This is a genomic window from Nesterenkonia pannonica (assembly GCF_019575955.1).
Lineage (GTDB): Bacteria > Actinomycetota > Actinomycetes > Actinomycetales > Micrococcaceae > Nesterenkonia > Nesterenkonia pannonica.
The window spans coordinates 831,095-843,483 of record NZ_CP080575.1; the positions used below are offsets into that span (position 1 = coordinate 831,095).

Annotated in this window: 4 protein-coding genes, 1 tRNA gene and 7 pseudogenes; 1 reads left to right on the plus strand and 11 read right to left on the minus strand. The window is 69.4% G+C overall.

From position 1 onward, the window contains the following. Positions 1 to 82: 82 nt before the first annotated feature. From K0H76_RS06290 to K0H76_RS06315, 6 genes and pseudogenes are all read right to left on the minus strand, one after another. Positions 83 to 1,465, minus strand: a pseudogene (locus K0H76_RS06290) (MBL fold metallo-hydrolase). Positions 1,466 to 1,623: 158 nt separating this feature from the next. Further along, the gene (locus K0H76_RS06295) at positions 1,624 to 2,067 is read right to left on the minus strand and encodes a hypothetical protein (RefSeq protein ID WP_258934841.1); all 444 of its coding nucleotides are present in this window, start codon (positions 2,065 to 2,067) and stop codon (positions 1,624 to 1,626) included. Next, positions 2,022 to 2,669 carry a hypothetical protein gene (locus K0H76_RS06300; RefSeq protein ID WP_258935529.1) on the minus strand — a complete coding sequence of 216 codons (648 nt, stop codon included), beginning with the start codon at positions 2,667 to 2,669 and terminating at the stop codon, positions 2,022 to 2,024. The genes K0H76_RS06295 and K0H76_RS06300 overlap by 46 nt, the downstream gene beginning before the upstream one ends. Positions 2,670 to 2,838: 169 nt before the next feature. Further along, a pseudogene (locus K0H76_RS06305) lies at positions 2,839 to 3,438 on the minus strand (GTP-binding protein); the annotation flags it as partial. 2 nt (positions 3,439 to 3,440) lie between these two features. Beyond that, a pseudogene (gene selA, locus K0H76_RS06310) lies at positions 3,441 to 4,772 on the minus strand (L-seryl-tRNA(Sec) selenium transferase). Positions 4,773 to 4,796: 24 nt separating this feature from the next. Next, positions 4,797 to 4,891, minus strand: a tRNA-Sec gene (locus K0H76_RS06315). Positions 4,892 to 5,001: 110 nt separating this feature from the next. Between K0H76_RS06315 and selD the strand changes: the two are divergent. Then, positions 5,002 to 6,005, plus strand: a pseudogene (selD, locus tag K0H76_RS06320) (selenide, water dikinase SelD). A gap of 13 nt (positions 6,006 to 6,018) precedes the next feature. Here selD and nrfD read toward each other — a convergent pair. From nrfD to K0H76_RS06345, 5 genes and pseudogenes are all read right to left on the minus strand, one after another. Further along, positions 6,019 to 7,084 (minus strand): annotated as a pseudogene (gene nrfD / locus K0H76_RS06325) (polysulfide reductase NrfD). Continuing rightward, a pseudogene (locus K0H76_RS06330) lies at positions 7,081 to 8,086 on the minus strand (4Fe-4S dicluster domain-containing protein). The pseudogenes nrfD and K0H76_RS06330 overlap by 4 nt, the downstream one beginning before the upstream one ends. Beyond that, positions 8,083 to 11,378, minus strand: a pseudogene (locus K0H76_RS06335) (molybdopterin-dependent oxidoreductase). The pseudogenes K0H76_RS06330 and K0H76_RS06335 overlap by 4 nt, the downstream one beginning before the upstream one ends. Before the next feature lie 195 nt (positions 11,379 to 11,573). After that, complete coding sequence (locus K0H76_RS06340; RefSeq protein WP_258934842.1) at positions 11,574 to 12,029, minus strand: LysR substrate-binding domain-containing protein; 456 nt, start codon at positions 12,027 to 12,029, stop codon at positions 11,574 to 11,576. Further along, complete coding sequence (locus K0H76_RS06345; RefSeq protein WP_258934843.1) at positions 11,912 to 12,355, minus strand: LysR family transcriptional regulator; 444 nt, start codon at positions 12,353 to 12,355, stop codon at positions 11,912 to 11,914. Before K0H76_RS06345 ends, K0H76_RS06340 begins: the two co-directional genes overlap by 118 nt. Positions 12,356 to 12,389: the final 34 nt, after the last annotated feature.

A 12,389-nucleotide genomic window follows, 5' to 3' on the forward strand; every position in this document is an offset into this window, starting at 1 on the left:
CTTCTCAGCCAGCTCTGCGGGGCTCATGGGTGCGGCGGGAGAGGATGCGGGCATAGAGGTGCTTTCCTTTCGGGATGACATGTCAGTTGGACTGCTTCCACTCGGTCCAGCTAAGCGTAGCTGCCGACGAGTTCGCGGACGTCGTGGCCTTCGCGCCTCAGCGCGCTCGCCGCCACCGAGTTCCGGGTCCCGGACTGGCAGTAGGTGACGATCGGACCGCTGGTGGGCAGCTGGTCCTGGTGCCAGAGGACCCGTCCGGCGCTGAGCTGCTCAGACCCTGGAATGTGGCCTTCTGCGTGCTCGGACTTGTTGCGCACGTCCAGCAGCAGGGCGGGCTCGAAGTTCTCGAGCTCGGCGGGGGTGATGGTCGAAGGCTGGGTCCTCTGCAGGCCCTCGAGGCTGGTGATGTAGCCCTTGACCCGGTCGATGCCGACGCGCATGAGGTGCTCGCGCAGGAGTCCGCCTGCTCGCCGTCTTCGGCGAGAAGGATGAGGGACGGGTCTCGCGCTCGGGGTCGTAGGCCCAGGCGCCGAAGCTTGCGGTCTTGCCTCCGGCGGGGATGTTGAGGGCTCCACGGGGTGCCGTGCTTGACCTCATCCTGGCTGCGGGTGTCCACGAAGATCGCGCGTGACTCTTCGAGGGCGCTGCGGACCTGGTCAGCCGTCATCTCCACGAGGGGCCCTGGGGCCGAGCACGTGGGGCCGTCCTTGTTCTCCCGCTTCATGCGTCCGAAGTAGGCGTGGGCGTCGGGCTGGCCGTCGAGGAGCTCGTCGATGAAGCCCTGCTCGTCCTCGTCAGCGACGTACTGAGCCCACCATGCATTCTCGCGCTCGTACCCGACGGTGGTGGAGGGCAGGGCGCCGAGGGCTTGCCGCAGGCGCTGCCGGATCCGTGGCCCGGGTGGACCATGACGTGGTCGGGCAGCGTGATGAACTCGTTCTTCAGGCTGCGGAACAGCTGCTGCGCACCCTCGAAGCGGGTGTCCTGTCCGCCTGCGGCCTCATCGAGGAGGTCCGGTTACCGAGGTCTCCCGCGAAGACGAAGTCCCCGGAGATCATGTAGCCGGGGTCGTCGCTGAATGCGCCGTCGGTCACGAGGAAGACCAGGTGCTCCGGCGTGTGGCCCGGGTGTGGCGGGCTTCGATGCGGATGCTGCCGATCGAGACGGCGTCGCCGTGCTTGAGCCGGTTGGCGTCGAAGCCGTACTGCCAGTCCTCACCGCCCTCACCGGAGACGTATGCCTCGGCGCCGGTCGCGGCGGCGAGCTCGCGGGTGCCGGAGAGGTAGTCGGCGTGGATGTGGGTCTCGGCCACCGCGGTGATGCGCATGCCGTGCCGGGCGGCGAGGTCGAAGTAGTCGCTGAGGTCGCGGCGGGCGTCGATGACGACAGCTTCGCCCTTGGTCTGGCAGCCGATGAAGTAGCTCGCCTGGGCCAGGTCTTCGTCGTAGATGCGTTCCAGAAGCATGGGACAGTTCCCTCTCCGTAGACATTTCTTGGATACCCTAGGGGTATGCAGGTGAGTATTGCATATACCCTAGGGGTATAAAAGAAAGGGTGCTTCTGGAGGATCCTGAAGACTGATGATGGAGCGCCGGTGAGCCGTGCGGAAGCGTACGGCAATGATCAGCGGGAGAGCTGGGTCCTCCGGGTGCTCAGCGGACCACTTCGCGCAGTGAGGAGTCGACGCGGCGCGTCCAGCCCCGGGAGTCCAGGTGCTCCAGCAGGGGGAACAGCCACCCGGCGGGTGGTGCCGAGCGCCTTCCGTGCGGCGCTGAGGGTGAAGGGCTGCTCCAGCGCCGCAAGCTCCCGCATCGCGCGGGCGGGTGCACTGGGCAGCAGCACCAGGCCTTCGGCCAGGCGCACGAGCCGTCCACGGCTTTCGGCGGCGGCCAGCTCACGTTCGCCGAGGCCGAGCTCTGAGAGCCTGTGAGCCTCGGGCGCATGGAAAGGGCTGCGGCTGAGGTCCTGCTCCAGAGCGGCGATCGACGCCTCGGCCGGGCCCAGGCCCCGCTCGGCCCCGCTTACCGTGATGCGCCCGGCTGACTGGTGGAGCCCAGCCTCCTCCACGAGGGGGCCAGCACTTTGGGCTCGGGCAGGTCCAGCAGGTCGGCGGCAGCGCCTTGGGACAGGCCCTCCGAGAGCGGGTCCCGGCGCATGTGCTGCTCCACCGCCGCCCGGAGCGTCTCGCTCCAGCGGGCCGCCTGAGCCGCCTCCACGAGCCAGCCGTCGAGGCGGCGGACCTGCTCCGGCAGATCCTCCGGCACCTCCACGCCGATGCGGCGCAGCGCCTCGGACCGGACTGCTCCGCGGCGGCGCACTTCACCGATGAGGTCGCCCTCGGGTGACGTCTGTGCCAGGGCGTCCGCTCGGCGTGCTCCCTCACCCCGCCGTTTCAGCGAGGGCGGGTCCGGGTCCAGCACGAGCGCACCTGCCAGCACGGTGCGCCTGCCGGAGGTGCGCAGCAGCACACGATCGCCGATCTGCAGGGGCAGCGGCCTGTCGAGGGAGAGCCGGGCATGCGCGTCGTCGAAGGGACGGCACCTCGCGGCCGTCGCAGCTGTGCCCACGTGGACGGTGACGCTCTGCGGAGTGTGGGAGAAGTCGTCGCCGCTGGTGTGCCGCACATCGATCGTGTCGGTGAGGTGCCAGTCGCCTGGGGTGAGCAGCACATCGCCGCGACCTGTGCGCTCCGCGTCGACCCCTCGGAGGCTGACGGCCGCCCGCTGGGCGGCTGCCAGGAGTCCACGTCGGAGCCGTGGGCCTGCAGGCCGCGCACCACGACCGTCTCGTCGACCTGCTCGCCGACCAGCCGCAGCCGCTGTTCGCGATGGAGCCACTGGCGGCGAGCGTGCCGGTCACGACGGTGCCGGCCCCGGCGACGCTGAAGGCTCGATCCACCCAGGTGCGCACCGGGCCGTCGGCCGCGGGCGGCCGGGCTGCGGCGAGCACGCTGTCGAGGGCGGTGCGCAGCTCGTCGAGCCCTGCACCGGTGGCGGCGGAGACCACGACGGCTTAGCGCCGATGCCAGGCCGGTGGAGGAGAGCTCCTCGCGCGCCTGCTCCAGCACGTGCTGTGCGCGGTCGGGGGCACGGTCGGCGCGGGTGATGACGATCAGGCCGGTGTCGATGCCCAGGGCTGCGACGGCATCGCGGTGGTCGCTGGACTGCGGCTGCCAACCCTCGTCGGCGGCGACGACGAAGCACACCATGGGGCCGGGCCGAGCCCGGAGAGCATGTTTCCCAGGAAGCGCTCATGCCCGGGTACGTCGACGAATGAGACGACGCGCCCCGAGGGCAGGGCGGTGGCCGCGAAGCCCAGATCGATCGTCAGCCCCCGACGGTGCTCCTCGTCCCACCGGTCAGGCTCGGTTCCGGTGAGGGCGCGCACCAAGGTCGACTTCCCGTGGTCGACGTGCCCTGCGGTCGCCATGACGAACATGCTCAGGCATCACTCCCGCGTGCTGAGGAGAGCTCCTCCAGTGCCCAGCGGGCTGCTTCCAGGACGGTGGGATCGTCGCCCGGGGCACGCAGCGCAGGTCGATGAGGCACGTCTTGTCGTGGGTGCGGGCGAGGACGGGCGGCTCGTGCCGGCGCAGCAGCGATGCGGCCGCCTGGGGCAGCTGCACCGCCCACCCGGGCAGCGGAAATTCTGGGGCGCCGCCGCCTCCCACGCGGCCGTCATGGGGCACAGTGCGCGCATCCAGAGACTCGGCCATGCCCTCGGTGCGCCGGCGCAGCTCCTCGGGGTCTGTCTGCAGAGCGTCGCTGACCGGAGTCCTCCCTCCGTTGAGGGTGGCCTCCATCGCGGCAAGGGTGAGCTTGTCGGTGCGCATCGCCCGCGCCATCGGGTGTGCGGAGAGCTGCGAGATGACGGCCGAGGAGCCCAGCAGCAGGTAAGCCTGCGGGCCGCCGAGCAGCTTGTCCCCGCTGGCGATGACGAGGTCTGCGCCGTCGGAGAGGGTGGTGCTGAGGTCGGGCTCCTCCGGCAGAGCGGGCTCATGGCTGAGCAGCCCGCTGCCGATGTCGGCGACCAGCGGAAGCCCGTGGTGCTTGGAGAGCTCGCTCAGCTCGGCCACCGACGCTCCGGCGGTGAACCCGCTGATGCGGTAGTTGCTCGGGTGGACCTTCAGCACGCAGGCCCGGGTGCCTTCGGGTATCCGGTCCAGGGCCCGGGCATAGTCGGTGATGTGGGTCCGGTTGGTGGTGCCCACCTCGAGCAGCTGCGCCCCGGCGGACTCGATGAGCTCGGGCAGGCGGAAGCTTACCCGATCTCCACCAGCTCGCCTCTGCTGATGACGACGATGCCGCGGCCCACCAGTGCGGCGCAGGCAAGGGCGAGGGCGGCGGCCCTGTTGTTGACGATCAGCGCGTCCTCAGCCGGAGGGCAGGCGGCGAGCAGAGCGCTGCGGGCGGAGGCACCGCGTCGGGAGCGGCGGCCCGTCTCCAGGTCCATCTCCACGTCGACGTAGCCGGACGCGTCGACGATGGCGTCGCGCGCCGCGGCAGACAGCGGCGCTCGTCCGAGATTGGTATGGACCACCACGCCGGTGGCGTTGATGACCGGCCGCATGGAGGAGGGGCGGGCGCTGTCCAGGCGGGCAAGAACTTCCGCCTCGACCTGGCCCGGGGCAGCTCACCGCGGCGGGCGCGCTCCTGGGCGCGGTGAATGGTCTGGTCGATCACATGCTGGCTGAGGGCGGCGCTGCGCACGCGCGGGTGGGCCAGGAGCGCGGCAGTCGAGGGAATGAAGCGTCGGGGATCGTCTCCGACCATGTCGTGCCTCCCTCCTGCCGGTGGTGGCGGAGGTGGACGGGAATCGAACCCGCCAGACCGAGGTACTCGGTCTCAACGGTTTTGAAGACCGTGGAGCCCACCAGGACTCATACACCTCCGCAAGCAACTTACCACGGCGCTGGGGACACGCATCTCCAGGTCAGAGGCGGACGCAGCCTCCACGGCCCCAGGCTGTGACCCGGGTCTCCGCCGCTCCTATACTCGCCCCATGTCTTCACACTCGGCAACCCGTCTGACCACCTACGCCCACGGCGGAGGGTGCGCCTGCAAGATTCCGCCGGGGAGCTTGAGAAGGTGCTGAGCGGCCTGCCCTCCCCGCACCACGACGAAGTCCTGGTGGGTCTCAACAACGGGGACGACGCTGCAGCGGTGCGGCTCGACGGTGACACCGCGCTGCTCTCCACTGCTGACTTCTTCACCCCAGTGGTCGACGATGCCTACGACTGGGGCCGGATCGCGGCCGCGAACGCCCTCTCAGACATCTACGCCATGGGCGGCACTCCGAAGGTGGCGATCAACCTGGTGGGGTGGCCGCGGAGACGCTGCCGATGGAGCTGCTCGCCGAGGTGCTGCGCGGCGGTCTCGCCGTGGCCGAGCAGGCCGGCTGTCCGCTGATCGGCGGGCACACCGTCGATGATCCGGAGCCGAAGTACGGACTGTCGGTGACGGGCATCGCGCTTACTGACCAGCTGCTGCGCAATGATGCCGCCGAGCCGGGCATGCCGCTGACGCTCACCAAGCCGCTGGGCCTGGGGCTGCTGAACAACCGGCACAAGGCGACCGCCGAGGTCTTCCCGAGGCGGTCGAGACGATGGCCTCCTGAACCGGGACGCCGCCGAGGCTGTCGTGGCCGCTTACCTGAGGGCGGCCACCGATGTGACCGGCTTCGGGCTTCTGGGCCACCTGTTCAAGATGTGCCGCGCCTCAGGAGTGGGCGCGCAGCTCGATGTGCAGGCCGTTCCCATGCTGGAGGGCGCTGCGGAGGCCCTCCGGGACGGCTACGTCTCGGGCGGCACGCGCCGGAATCTGGACTGGGTCCGAGACCATCTCAGTGCGGGGCCCGGCATCGGTGAGGACGATCTGCTGAAGCTCGCCGACGCTCAGACATCCGGAGGGCTGCTGGTGGTCGGCGAGGTGCCGGGCTACCCCGTCATCGGACACACGGTGCCGAGCGGTCCGGATGGCCGCGCCGGAGGGATCAGCCTCCGCTGATCCCGGCCGGTGCTCAGCTGACGGTGGTGATGGAGTCGTCGACGATGCCCTGGGCCCGACGGGCTGCCAGGCGGGCCTTCTGCGGCTCGATGGTGTGGCGAGGGTCGTCCGCAGAGGCGATGCTTGGCACGCAGGATGCCCAGGCGTGTGAGCGCTGAGGCGCTGAGCATCATGAGGCCGCTGGCCGCCGCGGCCGTCCGCCTACCGCCCAGCAGCGTCGAGCCTGCGGCGCCGGCGATGGTCAGCCGTTCCGCCCACTTCAGCATGGTGCCCGCTGGGCCCTGCTCCAGAGGCTCCGCCTCGGCGGGGTGCATGCGCTTCTTCATGATCTTCATCGAGACGACCTCGCCCACCGCGGCGACGGCCGCCAGCGAGCGGGCCGGGCCGGTCTGCGCCGTCGGCGTGGTCACCATGGCTGCCCCGGAGGCGGCCATGCAGGCGGAGGAGACGAACACGAAGGGCAGCTCGTCGCGTGCGGCGTTCCACGTCGGGACTGCCGTGTCGGACAGCAGCGCGCCGGTGTAGCTGGCCAGCGGGGCGGCGAGCAGGGCCGTGCCTGCCTCGGCGGGCACTTCGGCGAGCCGCAGGATGCGGCGGCCGGCCCCAGCGGGAGCCGGTGGCCGAGGAGACGGTCGGCTTCGATGCTTGCCGTGACGCCTGCCATGGTGCTGAAGGTGCTCAGCAGCCAGCTGCCGACGCTCATCGGCGAGGTGGGCTTGAAGGTGCGCAGCATGTAGAGGAAGCGCTCGGGCCGTCCGAGGTCGTGGATCAGTGCGACTGTCCCCAGACTGACTGCACCCAGTGAGGTGAGCCTTGCGTTGCGCTGAAGGACTCGCCTACCTGTCAGCTGGGCGCCGACCGAGAGGAGCGAGGAGCCGCCTGCCAGGCCGCCGAGGAACAGGTAGGCGCCGATCTCGTCGCCCCAGGGCGGGGCTTTGACGACGGGCCGTCCGTAGTAGGACGTGAAGTTCGGCTTCTCCACCACGGGCATTTCGCGCCCGCCCTCGTCGGCCTTCCTCTTTCGCCCTCTCGAGGTGGGGCTCCGGCGGCCGGTAGGCGTCGTGCTGGGAGGTCGTCACCGGCGGCCTCCTGAGGCGAAGGACGCGGCGAAGGAGGCCCCGACTGCGGCGATCATGGCGCGCATGGCCATCGCGGTGTGCTTGTACATCCGTGGAAGGTCCTTGGTGGGCACGCGGGGTCGGGAGGCAGGCCGTAGACCTCGGGCTCGTCCAGCAGCAGGAACACCGATCCGGTGCCGCCCACCCTGTCCTTGGGGTTGGCGCCGTAGAGGCGGGCCTCCGTCATGCCCTGGGCGTGCAGCTCAGCGACCCGGGCGCGGGCGTCCGCGACCATGTCCGTGTGCTCGCCGAACTTGATGGACGTGGTGGGGCAGGTCTGGGCGCAGGCAGGGGTCTGGCCGTCGACGAGGCGGTCGTGGCAGAACGTGCACTTGTTGGCCGTGCCCTCGTTCGGGATGTCCTGCGCGTACTTGGACTGGTTGCGCTCGACCTTGGCGCGGATGATGCCTTCGTCGCGCCGCTCGATCACGCCGAACGGGCAGCCGCCGACGCAGGTGCCGCAGCCGTTGCAGATGTCCTCCTGGACCTTGACCGTGCCGAACTGGGTGCGGAACAGGGCCCCGGTGGGGCAGACGTCCAGGCAGCCGGCGTGGGTGCAGTGCTTGCACACGTCCGAGGACATCAGCCAGCGGAACTCGTCGGTGTCCGGGGAGCGGTGCCGGTGCTGGTCTCTGAGGGCGGCGGCGGGCCGACGCTGGGCATGCCGAGGCTGACCAGCTTCCGCCCGGATTCCCGCGCGGTCTCGATGCGCTCCTGGTCCTGCTCGACGAAGGCGACGTGGCGCCACGTGTTGGCGCCGAGGCCCTCGGTGTTGTCGTAGGAGGACTCCGAGAGCTCGAGGTCGCTGTCGGCCGGGTTGCGGTTCCACTCCTTGCAGGCCACTTCGCAGGCTTTGCAGCCGATGCATATGGAGGTGTCGGTGAAGAACGATTTGCGCGCCTCAGCCGCGTCGCCGTGGGCTTCGGCGCTGCGCTGCGGGTCTTCGACGAGATGATCCGTCATGTCTTCTCCTGACTGGTGGTCCGGTCGGACTCGACGTAGGGGACGGTGAGCCGGGTGTTGCCCGTCTCCACGGAGAGGCTTACTTGCTGCCGGTACTCCTCCACCAGGGTGAGCAGCTCGGGGCCGCGGGGCGGCGTCCCGGCAGCACGGCGCACTGGGCGGCCTTGGATCCCTGGATCTGCACGTTGGGGTCAAGGACGATGCCGAGGAGGTCGTTGGCTGAGTCGCCTTCGACCACGGCATCGGTGCCGCTGCCCCAGTGGTAGGGCAGTCCCACCTGGTGGATCCGTCGTCCGCCTGCGGTGAGCGCACGCACACGGTTGGTGACCAGGACGCGGGCTTCGATGGCGGAGCGGGGCGAGATGATGGTGGCCCAGCCGTAGTTCTCCAGCCCGACCAGCTCTGCGAACTCTTCGGAGACTTCGCAGAACATCTCCGGCTGAAGCTCCGCCAGATACGGCAGGAAGCGGCTCATGCCGCTTGGCTGTGTGGTGCTCGGTGAGCCGGTAGGTGGTGAAGACGTGGGGGTACACGTCTGCCCCCGGCTGCTCCGAGGAGGGAGCCAGCAGGTTGTCCCGGCGCTGGAAGACGATCCGCGCAGGGTTGCTCTGCTGCCCATAGAGGGGTTGGTGATCGGGGATTCGGGCGGCTCGTAGTGCGTGGGCAGCGGACCGTCCACCATGCCCTTGGGCGCGTAGAGCCAGCCCTTGCCGTCCGACTGCATGATGAAGGGGTCGTCCCCGGCGAGCGCGTCCGGCCCGCCTGAGTCCGGGTCGGCCTCCGTGCCGGGCTTCAGGCCTATGGGGAAGTCCGGCACGTCCTTGCCGGTCCACTTCTCCTGGTCCTCGTCCCACCAGATGTACTTCTTGCGTTCGCTCCAGGGCCTGCCCTGAGGGTCGGCGGACGCGCGGTTGTACAGCACGCGGCGGTTGGCGGGCCATGCCCACGCCCACTCGGATGCTGTCTCGTCCTGCTCCTGGCCGGGCTTGCGGCGGGCAGACTGGTTGACGCCGTCGGCGAAGATGCCGGTGTAGATCCAGCAGCCTCCTGAGGTGGACCCGTCGGCGCGCATCTGGGTGAAGCTCGACAGCGGCTTGCCGGCTGTCCTCACCGGTGAGGTGGTAGCCGTTGATCTCACGCAGGACGGCTTCTGCGTCGGGCTCGCCGTGCTCATCGACGGGGTAGTCCCAGGTGAGGTCCTGCAGGGGACGATCGCGCGGGTCGGTGGAGTCGGCCACCCGCTCCCTGATGCGCTTGCCCAGCTCGTAGAAGAACTCGAGCTCGCTCTGCGCGTCGTCGGGCGGGTTCACCGCCTGGTGGCGCCACTGGACCAGCCGCTGGGTCTGGGTGAAGGTGCCACCTTCTCGGTGTGGTTCGCCGCCGGCATGAAGAACACCTCGGTGTCGATGTCTTCGGTGCGCAGCTCGCCGCTGTCGATCTCCGGCCCGGCCTTCCACCAGGTGGCCGACTCGATGAGGCTGAAGTCGCGGACCACCAGCCACTTCAGATGAGACATTCCCATCCGCTGCATCTTGCCGTTCGCGGAGCCCACGGCGGGGTTCTGACCGACGATGAAGTAGCCGTCGATCTCGTCCTTGAGCATCTTCTCCAGCGTCTGGTACGTCCCGTGGGGGCCGGTCAGCCGCGGCAGGTAGCCGTAGGCGTAGTCGTTCTCCTTCTGGGCCGCATCGCCCCACCAGGCCTTGAGCAGGCTGACCGCGTACGCATCGCCATTGGCCCAGAAGCCCTTCTGGTGCTTGGATCCGATGGCGTTGGTGAACTCGGCCAGGGTGTTGTGCGTTCCGGCTTCGGGCATCGGCAGGTAGCCCGGCAGCAGGTTGAACAGGGTGGGGATGTCGGAGGAGCCCTGGATGGTGGCGTGGCCGCGCAGGGCAATGATGCCTCCGCCGGGACGTCCCATGTTGCCCAGGAGCAGCTGAAGGGCAGCGGCGGTGCGGATGAACTGCGCGCCCTGAGCATGCTGGGTCCAGCCGACCGCGTAGCAGAACGCGGTGGTGCGGTCGCGCCCGGAGTTCTGCGTCACCGACTCGGCGAGGTACTGGAAGTCCTCGGCCGATATGCCGCAGGTCTCCTCGACCATCTCCGGGGTGTAGCGGGAGTAGTGGCGCTTGAGCACCTGGAACACGCAGCGGGGTCCTGCAGGGTGGGGTCGTGGGCGAGGTCCGCGTGCGTGAGAGGAGGTCCTCCTTCGCCGTACCCTGCGGGTCGGCTGTCTCGCCCTCATCCTCAGCTCCCTTCTCCTCAACCTTCTCCCCGCTGCCGCGGGCCTGGTAGGACCAGGAGGCCGGGCTGTAGGAGCTGCTCTCCTTGTCGTACCCGGAGAAGAGCCCGTTGAGGTCCTCGGTGTCCCGGTAGTCCTCAGAGATGATCGTCGCCGCGTTGGTGTAGTGCCGGACGTACTCCTCGAAGTAGAGGTCGTTGCTGAGGACGTAGTTGATCAGGGCGCCCAGCAGGGCGATGTCGCTGCCTGCGCGCAGAGCCACGTGCTTGTCGGCCACGGCGCTGGTGCGGGTGAAGCGGGGTCGACGTGGATGACGCGGGCACCGCGCTTCTGCGCCTCAGTGACCCACTGGAATCCGACAGGGTGGCACTCGGCCATGTTGGAGCCCTGAATGACGATGCAGTCAGCGTTCGCCAGGTCCTGCTGGGGCTGTGAGGCTCCGCCTCGCTCGAACGAGGTTCCCAGACCGGGAACCGTGGAGGAGTGTCAAATGCGAGCTTGGTTCTCGATCTGCACCGCGCGCATGGCCGAGAACAGCTTCTTGATGAGGTAGTTCTCCTCATTGTCGATCGTCGCGCCGCCGAGGCTGGCGATGCCCATGGTGCGGTTGACCGGGTTGCCGTGCTCGTCATGGTCCTGCCAGTGGCGTCGGCGGGACTCGACGAACCGGTCGGCGATCATGTCCATGGCTTCGTCCTGGCCCAGCGCCTGCCACTCGTGGGAGCGGGGAGCGCGGTACAGGATTGTGGTCTGGCGGCCTACGGAGTTGACCAGCTGCTCGCTCGCAGCGCCCTTGGGGCAGAGCCGCCCGCGGGAGATCGGTGAGTCGGGATCGCCTTCGATGTGGATGACGCGGTCGTCCTGGCGTAGACCTTCTGGCCGCATCCCACGGCGCAGAAGGGGCAGACGCTCTGCACCACCGTGTCGGCGTCCGCTGTGCGGGGGCCGTCTGACGCGTCTTCTTGACGTCACGGCTGCGCCGCGGCCCGAGGAGTCCCGGGAGCGGAGCTGGCGGATGACGGGCCATTCCAGCGGTGTGAGCCGTGTCATGAAGGGATACTATCAGGGCCGTTCCGCGAGCGGTCAGTCCAGGCCTGTCAGCGGGTTCTGGCTGGTCACCGCGGCGTTCGCCGCCGCCGTGAGGGTCTCCAGGGCCGCCGCAATGAGCCGCATGGCGTTCGGATCCGCGCCGCGCCGCCGCGAGGATGGTGCGGGCTGGAGCGGTGGCACCGCCGAGGCTCACCCTCACGACGCCGGGATGGGTGGGCGCCATTCGCGGCAGCAGCGAGACCCCAGCCCTGAGGCGACCAGCGTGGAGACGGCCGTCCAGTCCTGGGCGTGGTGGCCCTCAGAGGGTGTGAAGCCTACTTTGGAGCATTGCTCAAGGATCTCCTGACGCGACCCCTGCCACGGCGATCCGAGGATCCAGAGGTCCTCCTTCGCTTCGCTGAGCAGCACCTCATCCTCACGCGCGGAGAGGGGGTGTCCCCGCGGAACGATGAGGTCGACGGGCTCGGTCACCAGCCTCCTCACGGAGAAGCGCGGGTGGTCGTCGGGCGGGGTGTGCGGCCCGGCGGGCATGATCACGATGTCGGCCTGCCGTCCCGCCAGCAGGCGCGGGCCCTGGGACGGCTCCACTTCGCGCACGCGCCAGGGACTCTGCGGCCAGGCGGGCCGCCACCGGCCGAGGGCCAGCAGCACGATGGAGGAGATGGCGAAGACGTGGAGGCCACGCGCACCTCGCCGACGGCCGGATCCGCCGCATCGGCGACGGCCATCCGCGCCGCCTCGTCGGCAGCGTGCAGGTGGGGAGCCGCTTGGACCAGAGCCTCTGCCGCGGCTGTGAGCTCCACGTTGCGTCCTCGGCGCTCGAGGAGGGGCACTCCGAGGTCCGAGGCCAGGCGCTGAATCTTGCGTGAGATGCCTGAAGCGTTGCGCCCCAGCACGTCAGCGGCGGCAGTGACGCCGCCGTACTCCGCCACAGCCTCCAGCAGGGGAACCGCATCATCCATCAGGGGAGTCGCCACCCTCCAGTCAACCATTGCTGAAAGCGCAATGGAA